Source organism: Defluviimonas salinarum (genome assembly GCF_026013545.1).
Classification (GTDB): domain Bacteria; phylum Pseudomonadota; class Alphaproteobacteria; order Rhodobacterales; family Rhodobacteraceae; genus Albidovulum; species Albidovulum salinarum.
Window position 1 is genome coordinate 126,785 of sequence record NZ_JAPDOG010000007.1, and the last position, 16,584, is coordinate 143,368.

Genomic DNA, 16,584 nt, shown 5'->3' on the forward strand with positions numbered 1-16,584 from the left:
TACATTTGTTCCCATGCTTACCGATTACCATCCGTTTGAGGACTGGCCGCGCCCGCCCGCCGCCCTGCCCCATGCGCGGCTCAACGAGCCGCCCTCCGGCGCGCGGGTAACGGTGGCCGGGCTGGTGCTGGTGCGGCAGCGGCCCGGCACCGCGAAGGGGGTGGTCTTCCTCACGCTCGAGGACGAGACGGGCGTCGCCAATGTCGTCGTCTGGGCCAAGGTCTTCCAGCGCTTCCGCCGCGCGGTGATCGCCGGGCGGCTCCTGCGCGTGACCGGGCGGCTGCAGCGCGAGGCCGAGGTGGTCCATGTCGTGGCCGAGGCGATCGAGGACATCACGCCGATGCTCGACGAGCTGCTCGCCGCGCCCGGCGCGCCGGCGCGCCGGGCCGAGGCGGCGCGGGCCGACGGGCGGCCGTGACCGCGGCGATCAGGAAACCGGCGTCAGGTCGCAGACGATCGCCGTCGCGGGCGCGTCCGTCCGGTTGTAGAACCAGTGCACCGTGTCGCCGTCCTCGATGATCGCCTCGGCACCGTCCCCGGCAAAGACGGTCTCGCCCGTCTCGCGACCCTCGACGGCCTCCCCGTCGATGACCTTGACGAGCCCCGGTCTTTTCTCATGCGAGTGTTCGGCGATCTGGCCGCCTGGCGCGATGGTGATCGCGCGGAGCTGCATGAGATATCCCTCGAGACCGGTCTGGCGCCGCAGCATCTCCTCCTCGATCACGCCGAGCTTCCCGATCGTCAGGCCCTTGTGCTCGGTCGGGCCCGACATCTTCGCCAGCGCCACCCCGGTGAGGGTCCCGAAAAGCGTCAGCGCGATCGCCGGGGCGATACCGATGCGCCATCTCTCCTGAATGGCCCGCACAGCCATGAACTTCCCTCCCGTTTTGCGATAATCGTGCGGAAAGGGTAGAGTTGGATGCGGCGCGCCTTCAAACGAAGAGACTTCACCCGCGCCTGAGGGAAATTCACCCGGATGAGACGCAAGCTGCCCCCCTTCCCCGCGCTGCGTGCCTTCGAAGCTGCGGCCCGGCTCGGCAGCTTCAAGGCGGCGGCAGAGGAGCTCTGCGTCTCCGCTTCCGCGATCAGCCACCAGGTCAGGCTGCTCGAGACCTATCTCGACAGGCCGATGTTCGCGCGCGGACCGCAGGCGGTGCGCCTAACGCGGGCCGGAGAGCGGTACCTCGCGCGCATCGGACCGTTGCTCGACGAACTGGACGCCAGCACCCGCGCGATCAAGGGCGAGGCAGCGCAGGGCGTGATCCGCCTTAGGATGACCGAATGGTTCGCGAAACGCTGGCTGATCCCGCGCCTGCCGCGGCTCATGCGGGCCTGCCCGGGGCTGGACGTGCAGATCGAGACCGGGTTGCCGCCCACCGACTTCCGCCACGGCGCGCTAGACGTGATCATCCACTGGGGCGACGCGCCGGTCGAGGGCGCGGTCATCGAGCCTTTCTTCGCCTCGACCCGCACACCGGTCTGCAGCCCCGCCTATCTCGCGGCGCATCCCGACCTGAAGGCGCCGCGCGACCTTGCCCGCCACGTTCTTCTGCGCGACGAGACGGATGACGGCTGGGCGGAGTGGTTCGCCGTCGCCGGCTTGCCGGCGTCCTGCCCGGAAGGCGGGCCGGTCTTCTCGCACTGCGAACTTTCGACGAACGCCGCCCTGAGTGATGCGGGTGTCGAGCTGGCTTACCGGGAACTTCTGATCGACCTTCTGCGAGGCGGCGACCTCGTCCAGCTCTTCGACATCCACTCGCCGGTGCGGACGATCTATTCGCTTGCCTATGAGCGTCACCGCGCCACGGATGCACGCATCCTCGCCTTCCGCGAGTGGCTCTTCGGCGAGATCCTTGCCGAATCCGAGGCTCCGGCAGACGCGCACCCGCCGCTCACGGCGGCGCAATAACGTCGCGGCGATGGACACCGGGTGCCCGCTCGCCTAGCCATGAGGCAGTCAGCCCCGGAACCCGCATGTCCCGCCATCCGCTCTTCGGCCTCGGCCTCGCCGCCTTCGGCGCGCTTGTCCTGACCCCGGACACGCTCTTCATGCGCTGGTCGGGAATGTCGGGCTTTCCGATGGTGGCCTGGCGCAGGATGCTGATGGGCACCCTGCTCCTCGGCCTCTGGCTGCTCTCCGCCGGCGGGCGCCGCCGCGCGGACCTGCGCGCCATCCTCAGCCTCTCTGGCCTCGGCGTCATCCTCTGCCACGGGCTGAATGCGACGCTCTTCAGCCTCGGCATCGGACACGCGCCGGTGGCCGTTGTCCTCTTCGGCGTCGCCACGATGCCGATCTTCTCGGCCGTCCTCGGCCGGCTCCTCGGCGACGAGCCGACCCGCTCCGCCACCTGGATCGCGACCGCCGCGGTGCTCGCCGGGATCGGCATCGCGGTCTTCGGGGACGGCGGGAGTCTCAGGCTCGACCGCGCCGCGCTCGTCGGGGCGGCGGCGGGCCTCAGGGTCGCGGCGCTCCTTGCCTCGGCCTTCGCGATCATCCGCCGGGCGCGCGGCCTGCCGATCATGCCGCTGGTCGGCTTCGGCGCGCTGCTCGCGGGGTCGATCGGCATCACCGCCGCGCCGGCCGGATCGCTTCTGAGCGGAGAGATCTGGGCGATCGCGGTCACCGGCGCGGTGATCCTGCCCGCCTCCTTCCTCGCCCTGACCCATGCGACGCGCCACACGGCGGCGGCGAACGTGAGCCTCCTGATGCTGCTCGAGACCGTGCTCGGTCCCGCCTGGGTCTGGATCGGCGCGGGCGAAGCGATGACGCCGCCGATGATCCTCGGCGGCGCGATCGTCGTGGCGAGCCTCGCGCTCTACATCCTCACCATCACCCGCGGCACCTCCGTTCCGCGGTAAGTGCCCGAAAACGCGAAAGGGCGCCCTACGGCGCCCCTCCCCCGTTTCCCGGATCCGCCCGGCTCACTCGACCGACAGCGCCACGAAGCGCGGGTCGCCGTCGCGGCGGATCAGCAAGAGGAGCGACTTGCGCCCCGCTTCCTTCGCCTCGGCGATCCGGGCCTCGAAATCCTCGATCGACGCGACCTTCTGCTGGCCCGCCTCGGTGATCAGGTCGCCGGCGCGCAGGCCCTTCTCGTAGGCCTCGCTGGTCTGGTCGATATCGGTGACGAGAAGCCCCGCCGCATCCGCCGCGAGCCCCATCTGGTCGCGCTGCTCCTCGCTCAGAACGCCGAGCGTCATGCCGAGCAGGTCCTTCTCGACCGGTTCGGTCGTGCCCGCCACCGCTGGCACCGCCTCGCCCTCGGCGACCTCGCGGCGGCCGAGCGTGACCGAAAGCTCTTGGCTCTCGCCGTCGCGCAGCACTACGACACTCACCGCCTTGCCGACATCGGCATCGGCCACGCGGCGCACGAGTTCGCGGGTATCGGTGACCTCGGCGCCGTCGAAGGCGGTGATCACGTCGCCGGACTGGATGCCGCCATCCTTGGCCGGGCCGTCCGGCACGTCGGTGACGAGCGCGCCCTTGATGTCGGCAAGGCCCATCGCCTCGGCCACATCGGGGGTCACGTCCTGGATCCGGACGCCGAGCCAGCCACGCCGGGTCTCGCCGAATTCCTGAAGCTGGCCGACGACCTTCGACACCACGTTCGCGGCCATCGAGAAGCCGATCCCGATCGAGCCGCCGTTGGGCGACAGGATCGCGGTGTTCACGCCGATCACCTCGCCGTCCATGTTGAAGAGCGGCCCGCCCGAGTTGCCGCGGTTGATCGCGGCGTCGGTCTGGATGAAGTCGTCATAGGTGCCCGACAACTCGCGGTTGCGGGCCGAGACGATGCCGGCCGAGACCGAGAAGCCCTGTCCCAGAGGGTTGCCCATCGCCATCACCCAGTCGCCGACCCGCATCACGTCGGAATTGCCGAAGTTCACGTAGGCCAGGGGCTCGTCGCTCTCGACCTTCAGAAGCGCGATGTCGGTCTTGGGGTCGGTGCCGACCAGTGTCGCGTCGAGCTTGCCGCCCGAGAAGAACTCGACCGAGATCTCGTCGGCGCCCTCGATGACGTGGTTGTTGGTGACGATGTAGCCGTCCGCCGAGATCACGAAGCCCGATCCGAGCGCGTTGGACCGCTGCGGCCCGCGCGGCGCATTCGGATTGCCGAACTCGCGGAAGAAATCCTCGAAGGGCGAGCCTTCGGGCACGATCGGCCCGCCATCGGTCGGCGCCGCGATCGTCGTCGAGGTGGTGATGTTCACCACCGAGGGGCTCACCTGTTCGGCCAGTTCGGCAAAGCTTTCCGGCGCGCCGCGCGCCTCCACCGGCCCGACCGGGCCGATGGCCAGCGCGATGGCCAGCATCGCCGCCCAGATCGTTCCTGCCGCCGTCCACGGCCGCGTTCCGGACGGCTGAAGAGTCATCGCCTGAGGTTCCACTCCAAACTCCCTTGTTCTTCTTGCGGCCGCGGCGATCCATCGCCCCGGCCGACCCGTGCGCATCATTCAGCTATGTAGCACGCACCCAAATTCAAACCCGGTCGCGGCGGCTCAACAGATCGTGATCGCCCAAGTCCGGCTGCCCGCGCCAATTCTCTCAGCCCGACAGCCCGGTCGCAAGCCAAATGAGCGCGAGGCCCAGCGCCACCGCCGCAAGACCGAGATTGCGCCGCGTCTCGACCGGCATCCGCCGAATCAACTCGAGAAGCTCGTCGATACGCGAAGGGGCCAGTGCAAGCACCAGCCCCTCCAGAGACAGCACCAGCCCGACGGCCAGCAGGATGAGCGCGAGGCCCGACATCCCTGGCTACCGCTTGTCGGTCGACTTCAGGTAGTCGAAGAACTCGCTGTCCGGCGCCATCACCATCGTCGAGTTGCCCTCCAGAAGCGATTGCCGGTAGGCCGCGAGCGAGCGGTAGAAGTCGAAGAACTCCGGGTCCGCGCCATAGGCCTGGGCAAAGATCCCGTTGCGCAGCGCATCGGCCTCACCGCGGATGATCTCGGCCTGGCGCTGCGCGTCCGAGACGAGCTCCACCTTGGTCCGGTCGGCCTGGGCGCGCACCCTCTGCGCCGCCTCGTTGCCGCGCGCCACCTCGTCGGCCGCCTCGCGCTCGCGCTCGGCGCGCATTCGCGCGAAGGTCGCGTCGAGGTTCTGCTCGGGCAGGTCGGTGCGCTTCAGCCGCACGTCGATGATCTCGACGCCGAGCGAGCTGGCCTCGAAGCGCGAGGCGTCGCGGATCGAGGCGGCAAGACCGGCGCGGTCGGCCGAGAGGATCTCGGACGAGGTGACCGAGCCGAGAACCTCACGGGTCTGGGCGCGCAGGATCGTGTCGATACGGTTTTCCGCGAGCGCCACGCCCGAGGCGCCGACCGCCTGGCGGAAGCGCCGCACATCGGTGATCCGGTAGCGCGCGAAGGCGTCCACCACGAGCCGGCGGTCGTCGAGCGGCGTGATCTCCAGGGGATCGACGTCGAGCCCGAGGATCCGGTCGTCGTATTTCACGACTTCCTGGATGATCGGCAGCTTGAAGTAGAGCCCCGGCTCCTCACGCACGGCCTTGATCTGGCCGAACTGCAGGACCAGCGCCTTTTCCCGCTCGTCGACGATGAAGATGGCCGACAGCGCCGCCGCGATGGCGAGGACGAGGATCGGCAGAAGAAGCGTTGCGCGGTTCATCAGTTCGTCCCCTCGCTGGCGGGCGCCGCCGCGCCACGTCTGAGTTCGTTCAACGGCAGATAGGGCACCACGCCCTGCCCGCCCTGGGTCTCGTCGATGATCACCTTGTCGACCCGGCCAAGCACTTCCTCGAGCGTCTCGAGATACAGCCGCTTGCGCGTAACCTCGGGCGCCTTTTGGTATTCGGCGAGAACGGCGGAGAAGCGGCTCGCCTCGCCCTCGGCCTGGTTCACCACCTGGGCGCGGTAGCCCTCGGCCTCTTCCAGAAGCTGCGCCGCCTGGCCGCGCGCTCCGGCGAGGACAGTGTTGGCGTAGGCGTCGGCCTCCTTCTGCAAGCGGTCGCGCTGCTGCTCGGCCGACTGCACGTTCTTGAAGGCGTCGATCACCTCACGCGGTGGGTCGGCGCGGTCGAAGTTTACCCGCACCACGTTCAGCCCCGAATCGTAGCTGTCGAGCGTGGACTGGATCAGCTCCTTCAGCCGCTCGGCGATGAGGCCGCGGTCGCGGTTGAGGATCGGCGCGAGCTGCGACTGGGCGATGATCTCGCGCATCGAGGACTCGGCCACGGCGTTGATCGTCAATTGCGGGTCGCGCAGGTTGAACAGGTACTTCTGCGGATCGTTGATGTTCCAGACCACCTGGAAGTCGATGTCGACGATGTTCTCGTCGCCCGTCAACATGAGCCCGCTGTCACCGGTTCCGCCGCGGCCGACACCGATATCCTCGGTGCGTTCCGGCGTGACCGCGATCACGTTCGCGGTAACGAGCGGCCAGGGCGCGAAGTTCAGGCCCGGATCGCCGACGGCCGAGAACTCGCCGAGGAAGAGTTCCACCGACTGCTCTTCGGGCTTCACCGTGTAGAACGAGGCGAAGGCCCAGAGGCCCACCGTCGCGAGCGCCGCGATCCCGAGCGTGCCGCGGGTGAAGATCGGCCCCGTTGGCCGTCCGCCGCCGCCCGGCCCGCGCGGCCCTCCGCCGCGCCCGCCCATCAGCACCTTGAGCTGCTCGGTGCCCTTCTTCATTATCTCTTCGATCTCGGGGATCTGCGGGCCCTCGCCCGGCCGCCGTCCGCCGCGTCCGCCCGGACGGTCGTCGTCATCTCCACCGGACCCGCCGCCGCCCCAGGGACCTCCGCTGCCAGCCATCAGATCATTTCCCCCTGCTCTCGTTTCATTGCAATCTCGTTTCCCAACTGGTTGTTCCCGGCTGAATTTCAAGCCGTCCTGACCGGCTTGCGCAAGGTCACCAGTTCCTCGGCCATCACCGGATGCACCGCGACGGTGCGGTCGAAGTCCTCTTTCGTCGCGCCCATCTTGATCGCGATGGCGGCGAGCTGGATCATCTCGCCAGCGCCGGGTGCCACGATATGACAGCCCAGAACCTTGCGCGTCTCGGCGCAGACGACGAGCTTCATCATCACCCGGTCGGGCCGCCCGGCAAAGGCCGACTGCATCGGGCGGAACGAGGTCGCATAGACCTCGATCGGCCGCTCGTCGCGCGCCGCCTCCTCGGTCATGCCCACCGTACCGAACTCGGGCTGGGTGAAGACCGCGCTCGCCACAAGCGCGTGATCGGGCTTCACCGGCTTCGCGCCGAAGACCGTGTCGGCGAAGGCGTGACCCTCGCGGATCGCCACCGGCGTCAGGTTGATCCGGTCGGTCACGTCGCCCACCGCGTAGATCGAGGGCACGGCCGTCTGCGACCAGCCGTCGACCACCACCTCGCCCTTGCGGCCGAGCCTCACCCCGGCCTCGACAAGCCCGAGCCCCTCGGTGTTGGGCACCCGCCCGGTCGCGTAGACGACCTTCTCGAAGACCGCCTCGCGCCCGTCGGTCGACTTGACCCAGGTGCCGCCCTCCACCGGTTTCATCTCGATCACGTCGGTCCCGACATGGAGGTTGATACCGCTCTCCTTCATCAGCTCGGCGATATGGCCGCGCGCCTCGCCGTCGAAGCCGCGCAGGATCTGCTCGCCCCGGTAGAACTGCGTCACCGCAACGCCCAACCCGTTGAGGATGCAGGCAAACTCGCAGGCGATGAAGCCGCCGCCGACGATCAGCACGGATTTCGGCAGCGCGTCGAGCTTGAAGATGTCGTTCGAGGTCATCGCCCCTGCCCCGGCCGCGATCTCCGGCACGAAGGGCCGCCCGCCGGTCGCAACGAGGATGTGCTTCGCGGTGAAGGTCTCGCCCGTGGCGAGTCGCACGGTATGGGGATCGACCACCGTCGCCCGCGTGTCGTGGACCGTGACATTCGCCCCCGCGAGCCCCGCGCGGTAGGCCGCTTCCAGGCGGTCGAGCTCGGCATCGAGCTTGGCGCGGAACGCCGGCCAGTCGAAGGCCGCCGCCTCGACCGCCCAGCCGTAGGACCGCGCATCGACGATCGCCCCGGCATAGGCCGAGGCGAAGACCATCAGCTTCTTCGGCACGCAGCCGCGGATGACGCAGGTCCCGCCCATCCGGTATTCCTCGGCCAGCGCCACCTTGGCGCCGTATTCGCCGCTCGCGATCCGCGCCGCGCGCACGCCGCCCGAACCGCCGCCGATGACGTAAAGATCGTAGTCGAAGACCATCTCAGCGCCACCCGCCATCAGTCGCCAAGATCGGCGAAGATGTTCCGGATCTCGCCGTCATCGTCCCGTCCGTTCTCCGCGGTATCCACCTTCGGCTTGCGGATCTCGGCCGACCCGTCGATGTGACCGATGATCACCCGGCTGCACAGGTCGATGAAGAGCCCGTTCTCGACCACCCCCGGCACCTGGTTCAGGACCAGCGAAAGCCGGCTCGGATTGCCGATCCGCCCGAGATGCAGATCGAGGATATGGTTGCCCTCGTCGGTGACGAAAGGTGCATCCCCGTTCATCCTGAGCGTGACCTTGCGCCCCGCGACGTCGAGCGGCACCAGCGTCTCCTCGACCAGCGCCTTGGTCGCCTTCAGGCCGAAGGGAATGACCTCGACCGGCAGCGGGAAGGCGCCGAGCTGGGGGACGTCCTTGGCCGTATCGGCGATCACGATCATCTGGTCCGAAGCCGCGGCGACGATCTTTTCCTGCAGATGCGCGCCGCCGCCGCCCTTGATCAGGTTGAGGTCGGGGTCGAACTCATCGGTGCCGTCGATGGTGAGATCGAGCCAGCCCGCCTCGTCGAGCGACACGACGGTGATCCCCTCCTCGCGCGCCTGCTTGGCGGTTCGGGACGAGGTCGGCACGCCGGTGATCCTCAGCCCCTCCTCGCGCACCCGCTTGCCGAGAAGCCGGACCATCCAGGCCGCCGTCGAACCGGTTCCAAGCCCGACCCGCATGCCGTCCTCGATGAACTCCACCGCACGTTTCGCGGCGGCGTATTTCGCCTTGTCGGCGGGGGAAAGATCGGCGGGCATGGTCATCTCCGTATCACTCGCGCTCCGGTTATAGGAAAGATGGCCGCGCGGTGCGAGGGGCAAATCTCGCTCCCCGGCGCGCGCGACGCCCCGGTTGTGCTAGGATCGGGGGCGCGAAAGGGGGACGCGATGATTGAATTCGATGCTGAGACCACCCGTATTCTCGAAACCGCATACGAGGGCGCCGACTTCGCGCGGCGCCGCCGCGCGAGCTTCGACGCCGTCGATCCGCGGCCGGGCGAGCATATACTCGACCTCGGCTGCGGGCCGGGCTTCCTGACCCGGGAGTTCGCCCGCGCAATCGGCCCCGGCGGCCGCGTGACCGGCGTCGACCCGAGCCCCGAGATGCGCACGGCGGCCGCGGAGCGCTGCGCCGGCCTCTCCGGCGTGGAGATCCTCGAGGGCAGCGCGGCGGCGCTCCCGCTCGAGGATGCAAGCACCGACAAGGCGGTCTCGGTTCAGGTCTTTGAATACATAAACGATTTCGACGCGCCGCTCGCCGAGCTTCACCGCGTGCTCCGCCCCGGCGGGCGGCTGGTGATCGCCGACATGCACTGGGACACGCTGGTCTGGCACAGCACCGATCGCGACCGCATGGCTCGGATGATCGCGGCCTGGGACGCCCATCTCGCCGACCGCATCGTGCCGGAGAAACTGCCCGCCCCCCTCGCCCGCGCCGGATTCGGCGGGATCCGGACGATCCCGCACCCGATGCTCGACACGGTGCTGAAGCCCGACGGGCTCGCGCGCGTGTTGATGATCCTGATGGTTGCCTTCGCGCGCGGGAACGACCTCATGCCCGAAGCCGACATCGCCGCCTGGGCCGCGGAACAAGAGGCGCTCGCCGCCGAGGGCCGGTTCTTCATGTCGCTGACGCATTTCGTGACGGTGGCCGAGAAGCGGTAAGCGCGGCGATCCGGCCCACATCCCTCTCCGGCGCACCAGCGTCGACCGGCGCGCCGAGGCGCGGCGGGCGGGTGGCCCGCACACCCCCGTTCACCGCCGTCATTCCCGCCGCATGTTTCCGATCACCCACCTCATCATGTCGAGGAACTGGGTCTTTTCCTCCTCGGTGAACCGGCCGAGCGCCACAGCGTTCTGCGCCTGCGCCGCCGCGACGGCCTCCGCCCGAACCTGCCGCGCGGTGTCGGTCAGGTAGATCAGCCGCGATCGCCGGTCGGTTTCCGACGCCCGCCTTTCGATCAGGCCATCCCGCTCCATCCGCGCCAGGGTATTGGCCATCGTCGCCTGCTCGACGTCGAGCGCCGCCACCAGGTCGGCCTGCATGCGCCCGTCCTCCTCCCACAATTCAAGCAGCACCATGAACTGCGCGGGCGCGAGTCCGAGCGGCTGAATACGCCGGGACAGGCCGACGGCGAAGAGCCGGGCCATGTGATTGGCCAGGTAACCGGCCGAGTTTCGCCTAAAGTCGGACATGGGCGCATGAAACACTTGCATAGCGCGCTATGCAATACCATTTGCATAGCATGATATTCAACACGGACACATCGCAATGAAACCGAAACTCCATGCCGCGGCCGGGGCGATTGCCCTTGCCACGATCCTGACCTTCTGGCTCTCGACCGTTCTATCCGAGATCTTCGGCGGCCCTGCCACCGTCGCGGCGGCGAAAACCGCGATTCTCTACGGCATGGCGCTGCTCATTCCCGCGATGGCCACGGCGGGCGCTACCGGCGCCGCGATGGGGCGCGGCTGGAAACTGCCGCAGGTGCAGGTGAAATTGCGGCGCATGAAGATCATCGCCACGAACGGTATCCTGGTCCTTCTCCCCAGCGCGGTCTTCCTCGCGTTTCGGGCCCAGGCGGGAGTGTTCGATACGACCTTCTACACGGTACAGGCGATAGAGCTTCTAGCCGGCGCCACCAATATCATCCTGCTCGGCCTCAACCTGCGCGACGGGCTCGCATTGGCGCTGCGGCGCAACCGCCGCGCGGTCTGAGCCGGCCGACCTCGCGTCGTTCGGGAGAGGCCGCCGCTTCCTGCGCCCACCTTGCAGCCGCGCCGGTTTCAGATCTCCTTCCGCGCCGCCGCGAGGTCGAGCGCGGCGACCGCCTCGACGCCCGCCATGACCTCCCCGAGCGCCACCCGTCCGTCGTGATCGAGATCGAACGCCATCAGCGCCATCAGTTCGGCCGCATCCCGGTCGTCCATCGCGTCAAGCGCCACCGCCTCGGCATGGTCCTTCAGTTCCGCCGCCGAGATCACCCTGTCGCCGTCGCGGTCGGCCCGCTCCTGCGCGAGCTTCAGCTTGCCGCGCCGGCCCTCGTAGGTCCGCGTGATCAGCCCCTCGATCTCCACCGCGGTCATCCGCCCGTCGTTGTCGAGATCGGCGACGAGGAACCGTTCCATCTCGCGCGCCCGGACCCTTGCTCGCTCTGCCCGGATCGCGGTGTCGATCCTGTCCGGGCCGATCCTGCCCCCTTCGCCGAAGCTCAGGATCATATCGGCCGCGTCCTCAGCATAGGCCGCGGGGCGCGCATGGATGCGCGAAACGACCCGCTCCGGCAACACCCGGACCAGCGCCGCGCCGTCGGCGACCGCGACGGGCCGCTCCTCGGCCGCCGCAGCCGCCGCGAATAGCCCCAGAATGATGACGACCACGCGCCCGATCATCGCCTCTCCTCCGCAAGGATCGCCGCCACTCTCGCCCGGCGGGGTTAAGGAAGCGTTGACGCCGCCAGCCGCCGGAAATCGCGGCAAAGGGTCGCTTTCCGCCTCGCGGCGCGGCCCGCTCCGGCGGATAACCACCCGAAGCCCCGGAGCCCGCCGATGTACATCCTCCACTACGCTCCCGACAACGCCTCGCTGATCGTGCGCCTCGCGCTCGAGGAGTTCGGCCAGCCCTTCGAGACCCGGCTCGTCGACCGCGGCATCCGCGCCCAGGACGGCGCCGCCTACCGGCGGCTGCATCCTAACGGCCTGATCCCGGCGCTCGAGACCCCGGACGGGCCGATCTTCGAGACCGGCGCGATCCTCCTGTGGCTCAGCGAGCGCCACGGCGCGATGGCACCGCAACCCGGCGCCCCCGACCGCGCCGCCTTCCTGAAATGGCTGTTCTTCACCTCGAACACGCTCCACGCCGACATAAGGCTGCATTTCTACCCTGAAAGCCATGCCGGCGCGCCCGACTGCATTCAGCCCTTCGCCGCCGCCACCCGCGCCCGCATCGCCGGCCATCTTGCGCTGGTTGAGGCGCTGGCGGCCGGCCGCCCGACCTGGCTCCGCCCCGAGGTGCCCTCGGTCCTCGGGCTTTACCTCTGCGGCCTCCTGCGCTGGCTCGCGCTCTACCCGAGGGGCGGCACCGGCTGGTTCGACCTTGCGGCCTACCCGGCGCTCCATGCCCTCGCCAGCGGCCTCGAGACCCGCCCCGCGGCGCGGAAGGCCGCCCTTGCCGAAGGGCTCGGCGAAACCGTATTCTCAAACCCCTCCCTCGCCTGCCCGCCCGAGGGCAGCGCCACCTGAAAGGCCCCGCCATGTTCCTCTCCGTCTTCGACATGTTCAAGGTGGGCGTCGGCCCCTCCTCGTCCCACACCATGGGCCCGATGGTCGCGGGCGCCCGCTTCCTCGACGCGCTCCGCGCCTCGCCCTTCCACGCCCACGGGCTGAAGGCCTCGCTGCACGGCTCGCTCGCCTTCACCGGCAAGGGCCACGCCACCGACCGCGCGACGATCCTCGGCCTCGCGGGCTTCGCGCCCGACAGCTATGACAATGCCAAGGCCGAGGCCACGCTCGCCGCCATCGCCGAGACCGGCACGGTGACGCCGCCGGGCCTGCCGGCGCTGAAGTTCCAGCCCGAGACCGATCTCGTCTTCGACTACGGCCCGAACCTGCCCGGCCATGCCAACGGCATGATCCTGATGGCAACCGACGCCCAGGGCGACGTGATCCTGCAGGAGACCTATTACTCGATCGGCGGCGGCTTCGTGCTGACCGAGGGCGAGCTGATGAACGCCGACAAGACCGCGGCCAGGCCCACGGGCTGCCCCTACCCGTTCGAGAGCGCCGCGAAGATGCTCGAGATGGCGGCCCAGTCCGGCAAGTCGATCGCCGAGATGAAGCGCGCCAACGAACTGCATTTCCGCTCCGCCAGGGAGCTCGACGAGGGCATGGCGCGGATCTGGCAGGTGATGAACGACTGCATCGAACGCGGCCTCGCCACCGACGGCATCCTGCCCGGCGGCCTGAAGGTGCGCCGCCGCGCCAAGGGCATCCATCAGGCGCTGAAGGCCGAGCAGGGGCTGAACCTGACCGCGCCGCACACGATCAACGACTGGATGAGCGTCTATGCGATGGCGGTGAACGAGGAGAACGCCGCCGGCGGCCAGGTCGTCACCGCGCCGACCAACGGCGCGGCCGGCGTGCTGCCGGCGGTGATCCGCTACTGGCTCGACCATGTGCCGGGCGCGAGCCAGTCGCGGATCGGCGACTTCCTCCTCACCGCCGCCGCCATCGCGGGCCTCTGCAAGCACAACGCCTCGATCTCGGGCGCCGAATGCGGCTGCCAGGCCGAGGTCGGCTCGGCCGCCGCGATGTCGGCCGCCGGGCTCTGCGCGGTGATGGGCGGCACCCCCGAACAGGTGGAAAACGCCGCCGAGATCGCACTCGAGCACCATCTCGGCATGACTTGCGACCCGGTGAAGGGGCTGGTGCAGGTGCCCTGCATCGAGCGGAACGGCCTCGGCGCGATCAAGGCGGTCTCGGCCGCCTCGCTGGCGCTCCGGGGCGACGGCAAGCACTTCGTGCCCTTGGACTCGGCGATCGAGACGATGCGGCAAACGGGGCACGACATGCACGAGAAATACAAGGAAACCTCGCTCGGCGGGCTCGCGGTCAACATCCCGAACTGCTGACCCGCCCCTCTCCATTGCCAAGTACCCCCGCCGGAGGCGGCCCGAGCCGCCCCGGCCCCGCCGGGGTGGCGAGAGATCTCCCGGCCCGGAACGGGCCTCGATCGGGATTGCGGCGGGACCGGATCACCCCTAGCCTCGCCGCCGATGCGCCCCGACCGCCCCCTCCTCGGCATCCTCCTGATGCTCGGCTTCTGCCTCCTCGCCCCCATCGGCGATTCCATCGCCAAGCTCCTCGGGCCGCGGATCCCGCTGCTTGAGCTCGTCGCCACCCGCTTCGCGGTCCAGGCCGCGGTGCTCGTGCCGCTCCTCGCCGCCACCGGCGGCACGCTCAGGATGCGCCGCCGCACCGCGCTCCTGACCGGGCTGCGCACGCTCCTGCACATCACCGGGATCGCCGCGATGTTCCTCTCGCTGCGCTTCCTGCCCCTCGCCGACGCGGTCGCCATCGCCTTCGTGATGCCGTTCCTGATGCTGCTCCTCGGCCATGCCGTGCTCGGCGAGGAAGTGGGCCGCCACCGGCTCGCCGCCTGCGCGGTGGGCTTCGCGGGCACGCTCCTCGTGATCCAGCCCAATTTCGCCGCGGTCGGCGCACCGGCGCTCCTGCCGCTCCTCGTGGCCCTCGTCTTTGCGCTCTTCATGCTGGTCACCCGCCAGATCGCCCGCGACACCGACGCGATCACGCTCCAGGCGGCGAGCGGCCTCCTCGGCTCGGCGCTCCTCCTGCCCGCGCTCCTCCTGGCCGAGGGCTCCGGCCTCGCCGCGCTCGACCCGATCTGGCCCGCGCCGGGCGACGCGGCGCTCCTCGTCGCGCTCGGCCTTCTTGGCACCGCCGCCCATCTCCTGATGACCGGGGCGCTGCGCTTTGCCCCGACCTCGACGCTCGCGCCGATGCAATACCTCGAGATCCCCTTCGCCACGCTGATCGGCTGGGCGGTCTTCGACCAGCTGCCGAACCGGCTCGCGGGCCTCGGCATCGCCGTGACGATCGGCGCCGGACTCTACGTCATCGCCCGCGAACGCCGCCTCGCCCGCGCCGCCTGAGCGCAGCGCCGACCGCTACCCACGTCGCTTTCGGGATGGACGCGCGCGCCGCCGCAGGCTAGCGGGGGCGGATGAACCTCGATGACCGCATCCTGCCCGGCGTCGCCCTGATGATCGGCTTTTGCATCTTCGCGCCGTTGATCGACGTCGCCTCGAAACTCGCCGCCCAATCGGTGCCGGTGGGCGTGGTCACGCTCGGCCGCTTCATCGTCCAGGCCGCGCTGATGCTGCCGGTGGTGCTCGCGATGGGGCTGACCTTCCGGCTCTCCAGGCGGGCGCTCTGGCTCACCGGCCTGCGCGCCGCGATGTCGATCGTCTCGACCTTCTGCTTCGTCGCCGCCGTCAAGGTCATGCCGATCGCCGACGCGCTCGCCATCGCCTTCGTCGAGCCGTTCATCATCCTCCTGATCGGCAAGCTCGTCCTCTCCGAACAGGTCGGGCCCCGCCGCCTCGCCGCCTCGGCGGTGGGATTTGCCGGCGCGATGCTGGTGATCCAGCCCTCCTTCGCCGCCTTCGGCGCGGTGGCGCTCTTCCCGCTCGGCACCGCGGTCTCCTTCGCGCTCTACATGCTCGTCACCCGCCACCTGTCGCGCCACGTCCACCCGGTGACGATGCAGTTCCAGACCGCGGTCGTCGCCGCGCTCCTCTGCCTGCCGCTCCTCGCCCTCGGCGACGCGACCGGCGAACCCGCCCTCGCCTTCGCCCTGCCCGAGGGCATCTTCTGGCTCTGGTGTTTCTGCGTCGGCCTCGCCGCCACGGTCAGCCACATGGCGATGACCTACGCGCTGAAATTCGCGCCCTCCGCCACGCTGGCACCGCTCCACTACCTCGAAATCGTGACCGCGACGCTTTTCGGCTACCTCTTCTTCAGTGACTTCCCCGACGCGATGACCTGGGCCGGCGTCGCCGTCATCGTCGGCTCGGGCCTCTACATCATCCACCGCGAGCGCCAGGTCGCCCGCGCCGCGCGCCTCACGCTCGACCCGCCGGCGCCAGAGCTGCGATAGCCGCGCCGAGGCAGGCGCGCGGGAGCATCACCAGCATCCTGTCGGCGTCGAACTCCAGCGTCACCGGCCCGGTCGCCCGGTTCGAGGTGCCGATCCGCCCGTCCGGCGCGAAAGCCTCGCCCTCGATCGGCCAGTAAAGCCCCTCGGACCGCCCCGCCACCCGGCCCATCGGGTAAAGCGACACCCGCGTCCCCGCCGCGAGGTCGAGCGTAACCCGCCGCGGGGCAACGAAGACGACATCTTCAGAGCCGAGGATCAGGCAGCGCCGCGCCGGATGGCGCACCAGCGCCGACCAGACCGCGAGCGCATGATCGAGCCGCGCCCCGGTGAAGCCGAGCCCGAGGATATAGGGCGCCTCGATCCGGCTCAGACATTTCTCGAAATCGGTCGTCTCCTGCTCGTCGATGCGCCAGATCCGTTCGGCCGGAATCGCCGCCCGCGCCGCCGGGCTCACCGAATCGAGATCGCCGATGACCGCCTCCGGCACATGCCCCGCCGCGATCGCCACATTCGCGCCACCATCGGCGGCTACAAGGAAGGGTGCCCTCGAAAGCGCCTCGGCCACGCAGCGATGCGATACCTCTCCTGCGCCAAGAAGCGTAACGGGTCGTGGTGATTGGACAATGCCCCTGATCATGGCAGTATTGATGGCGAGCAAGGC

19 protein-coding genes are annotated in these 16,584 nt (G+C 69.4%); 9 read left to right on the forward strand and 10 right to left on the reverse strand.

Annotated features, from left to right (window positions below):
- Positions 1-13 precede the first annotated feature (13 nt).
- Positions 14-418, forward strand: coding sequence for an OB-fold nucleic acid binding domain-containing protein (locus tag OM960_RS09835; RefSeq protein ID WP_263334410.1), 405 nt, complete (start codon positions 14-16; stop codon positions 416-418).
- Positions 419-427: 9 nt separating this feature from the next.
- Here OM960_RS09835 and OM960_RS09840 read toward each other — a convergent pair whose 3' ends face one another.
- On the reverse strand, positions 428-871 hold the full coding sequence (locus tag OM960_RS09840; protein ID WP_264771837.1) for a cupin domain-containing protein: 444 nt from the start codon (positions 869-871) through the stop codon (positions 428-430).
- A gap of 105 nt (positions 872-976) precedes the next feature.
- On the opposite strand from OM960_RS09840, the gene OM960_RS09845 reads away from it, so the two are divergent.
- Entirely contained in the window at positions 977-1,909 is a 933-nt protein-coding gene (locus OM960_RS09845) for a LysR substrate-binding domain-containing protein (protein WP_264771838.1), read from the forward strand.
- 65 nt (positions 1,910-1,974) lie between these two features.
- Positions 1,975-2,859, forward strand: a complete 885-nt coding sequence (locus tag OM960_RS09850; RefSeq protein WP_264771839.1) for a DMT family transporter — start codon at positions 1,975-1,977, stop codon at positions 2,857-2,859.
- 63 nt (positions 2,860-2,922) lie between these two features.
- Here OM960_RS09850 and OM960_RS09855 read toward each other — a convergent pair whose 3' ends face one another.
- From OM960_RS09855 to rpiA, 6 genes are all read right to left on the reverse strand, one after another.
- Positions 2,923-4,374, reverse strand: coding sequence for a DegQ family serine endoprotease (locus OM960_RS09855; protein WP_264771840.1), 1,452 nt, complete (start codon positions 4,372-4,374; stop codon positions 2,923-2,925).
- A gap of 172 nt (positions 4,375-4,546) precedes the next feature.
- A complete protein-coding gene (locus OM960_RS09860) occupies positions 4,547-4,750 on the reverse strand; it encodes a DUF2065 family protein (protein WP_263334402.1) in 204 nt (67 codons plus the stop codon).
- A 6-nt stretch (positions 4,751-4,756) separates the two neighbouring features.
- On the reverse strand, positions 4,757-5,626 hold the full coding sequence (gene hflC, locus OM960_RS09865; RefSeq protein ID WP_263334400.1) for a protease modulator HflC: 870 nt from the start codon (positions 5,624-5,626) through the stop codon (positions 4,757-4,759).
- On the reverse strand, positions 5,626-6,771 hold the full coding sequence (hflK, locus tag OM960_RS09870) for an FtsH protease activity modulator HflK (RefSeq protein ID WP_264771841.1): 1,146 nt from the start codon (positions 6,769-6,771) through the stop codon (positions 5,626-5,628). Before hflK ends, hflC begins: the two co-directional genes overlap by 1 nt.
- A gap of 68 nt (positions 6,772-6,839) precedes the next feature.
- Positions 6,840-8,198, reverse strand: a complete 1,359-nt coding sequence (gene gorA, locus OM960_RS09875) for a glutathione-disulfide reductase (protein WP_264771883.1) — start codon at positions 8,196-8,198, stop codon at positions 6,840-6,842.
- A gap of 17 nt (positions 8,199-8,215) precedes the next feature.
- Positions 8,216-9,004, reverse strand: a complete 789-nt coding sequence (gene rpiA, locus OM960_RS09880; RefSeq protein ID WP_263334397.1) for a ribose-5-phosphate isomerase RpiA — start codon at positions 9,002-9,004, stop codon at positions 8,216-8,218.
- A 129-nt stretch (positions 9,005-9,133) separates the two neighbouring features.
- Between rpiA and OM960_RS09885 the strand changes: the two genes are divergently transcribed.
- A complete protein-coding gene (locus OM960_RS09885; RefSeq protein ID WP_263334395.1) occupies positions 9,134-9,910 on the forward strand; it encodes a methyltransferase domain-containing protein in 777 nt (258 codons plus the stop codon).
- A gap of 99 nt (positions 9,911-10,009) precedes the next feature.
- Here the strand turns inward: OM960_RS09885 and OM960_RS09890 are convergent, their stop codons facing one another.
- On the reverse strand, positions 10,010-10,441 hold the full coding sequence (locus tag OM960_RS09890; protein ID WP_264771842.1) for a MarR family winged helix-turn-helix transcriptional regulator: 432 nt from the start codon (positions 10,439-10,441) through the stop codon (positions 10,010-10,012).
- Positions 10,442-10,517: 76 nt separating this feature from the next.
- On the opposite strand from OM960_RS09890, the gene OM960_RS09895 reads away from it, so the two are divergent.
- Positions 10,518-10,964: a hypothetical protein gene (locus tag OM960_RS09895; RefSeq protein WP_264771843.1), complete on the forward strand. Its 447-nt coding sequence runs from the start codon at positions 10,518-10,520 to the stop codon at positions 10,962-10,964.
- Positions 10,965-11,032: 68 nt separating this feature from the next.
- Here OM960_RS09895 and OM960_RS09900 read toward each other — a convergent pair whose 3' ends face one another.
- Positions 11,033-11,638 carry an EF-hand domain-containing protein gene (locus OM960_RS09900; protein WP_264771844.1) on the reverse strand — a complete coding sequence of 202 codons (606 nt, stop codon included), beginning with the start codon at positions 11,636-11,638 and terminating at the stop codon, positions 11,033-11,035.
- Positions 11,639-11,794: 156 nt separating this feature from the next.
- On the opposite strand from OM960_RS09900, the gene OM960_RS09905 reads away from it, so the two are divergent.
- From OM960_RS09905 to OM960_RS09920, 4 genes are all read left to right on the forward strand, one after another.
- A complete protein-coding gene (locus OM960_RS09905; protein WP_264771845.1) occupies positions 11,795-12,487 on the forward strand; it encodes a glutathione S-transferase family protein in 693 nt (230 codons plus the stop codon).
- 11 nt (positions 12,488-12,498) lie between these two features.
- Positions 12,499-13,875: an L-serine ammonia-lyase gene (locus tag OM960_RS09910; RefSeq protein ID WP_263334387.1), complete on the forward strand. Its 1,377-nt coding sequence runs from the start codon at positions 12,499-12,501 to the stop codon at positions 13,873-13,875.
- A 144-nt stretch (positions 13,876-14,019) separates the two neighbouring features.
- On the forward strand, positions 14,020-14,916 hold the full coding sequence (locus OM960_RS09915) for a DMT family transporter (RefSeq protein ID WP_264771846.1): 897 nt from the start codon (positions 14,020-14,022) through the stop codon (positions 14,914-14,916).
- 71 nt (positions 14,917-14,987) lie between these two features.
- Positions 14,988-15,923: a DMT family transporter gene (locus OM960_RS09920; protein ID WP_263334383.1), complete on the forward strand. Its 936-nt coding sequence runs from the start codon at positions 14,988-14,990 to the stop codon at positions 15,921-15,923.
- On the opposite strand, the gene OM960_RS09925 is transcribed toward OM960_RS09920, so the two are convergent.
- Positions 15,889-16,560 (reverse strand): thiamine diphosphokinase, encoded by a 672-nt coding sequence (locus OM960_RS09925; RefSeq protein WP_263334382.1) that lies wholly within the window; start codon positions 16,558-16,560, stop codon positions 15,889-15,891. The two genes, OM960_RS09920 and OM960_RS09925, sit on opposite strands and share 35 nt — an antisense overlap.
- Positions 16,561-16,584: the final 24 nt, after the last annotated feature.

Bases quoted from the DNA above. Each gene is read 5' to 3' on its own strand.
- OM960_RS09835 (WP_263334410.1), top strand. From the start codon at position 14: ATGCTTACCGATTACCATCCGTTTGAGGACTGGCCGCGCCCGCCCGCC.
- OM960_RS09840 (WP_264771837.1), bottom strand. From the start codon at position 871: ATGGCTGTGCGGGCCATTCAGGAGAGATGGCGCATCGGTATCGCCCCG.
- OM960_RS09845 (WP_264771838.1), top strand. From the start codon at position 977: ATGAGACGCAAGCTGCCCCCCTTCCCCGCGCTGCGTGCCTTCGAAGCT.
- OM960_RS09850 (WP_264771839.1), top strand. From the start codon at position 1,975: ATGTCCCGCCATCCGCTCTTCGGCCTCGGCCTCGCCGCCTTCGGCGCG.
- OM960_RS09855 (WP_264771840.1), bottom strand. From the start codon at position 4,374: ATGACTCTTCAGCCGTCCGGAACGCGGCCGTGGACGGCGGCAGGAACG.
- OM960_RS09860 (WP_263334402.1), bottom strand. From the start codon at position 4,750: ATGTCGGGCCTCGCGCTCATCCTGCTGGCCGTCGGGCTGGTGCTGTCT.
- hflC (WP_263334400.1), bottom strand. From the start codon at position 5,626: ATGAACCGCGCAACGCTTCTTCTGCCGATCCTCGTCCTCGCCATCGCG.
- hflK (WP_264771841.1), bottom strand. From the start codon at position 6,771: ATGGCTGGCAGCGGAGGTCCCTGGGGCGGCGGCGGGTCCGGTGGAGAT.
- gorA (WP_264771883.1), bottom strand. From the start codon at position 8,198: ATGGTCTTCGACTACGATCTTTACGTCATCGGCGGCGGTTCGGGCGGC.
- rpiA (WP_263334397.1), bottom strand. From the start codon at position 9,004: ATGCCCGCCGATCTTTCCCCCGCCGACAAGGCGAAATACGCCGCCGCG.
- OM960_RS09885 (WP_263334395.1), top strand. From the start codon at position 9,134: ATGATTGAATTCGATGCTGAGACCACCCGTATTCTCGAAACCGCATAC.
- OM960_RS09890 (WP_264771842.1), bottom strand. From the start codon at position 10,441: ATGTCCGACTTTAGGCGAAACTCGGCCGGTTACCTGGCCAATCACATG.
- OM960_RS09895 (WP_264771843.1), top strand. From the start codon at position 10,518: ATGAAACCGAAACTCCATGCCGCGGCCGGGGCGATTGCCCTTGCCACG.
- OM960_RS09900 (WP_264771844.1), bottom strand. From the start codon at position 11,638: ATGATCGGGCGCGTGGTCGTCATCATTCTGGGGCTATTCGCGGCGGCT.
- OM960_RS09905 (WP_264771845.1), top strand. From the start codon at position 11,795: ATGTACATCCTCCACTACGCTCCCGACAACGCCTCGCTGATCGTGCGC.
- OM960_RS09910 (WP_263334387.1), top strand. From the start codon at position 12,499: ATGTTCCTCTCCGTCTTCGACATGTTCAAGGTGGGCGTCGGCCCCTCC.
- OM960_RS09915 (WP_264771846.1), top strand. From the start codon at position 14,020: ATGCGCCCCGACCGCCCCCTCCTCGGCATCCTCCTGATGCTCGGCTTC.
- OM960_RS09920 (WP_263334383.1), top strand. From the start codon at position 14,988: ATGAACCTCGATGACCGCATCCTGCCCGGCGTCGCCCTGATGATCGGC.
- OM960_RS09925 (WP_263334382.1), bottom strand. From the start codon at position 16,560: ATGATCAGGGGCATTGTCCAATCACCACGACCCGTTACGCTTCTTGGC.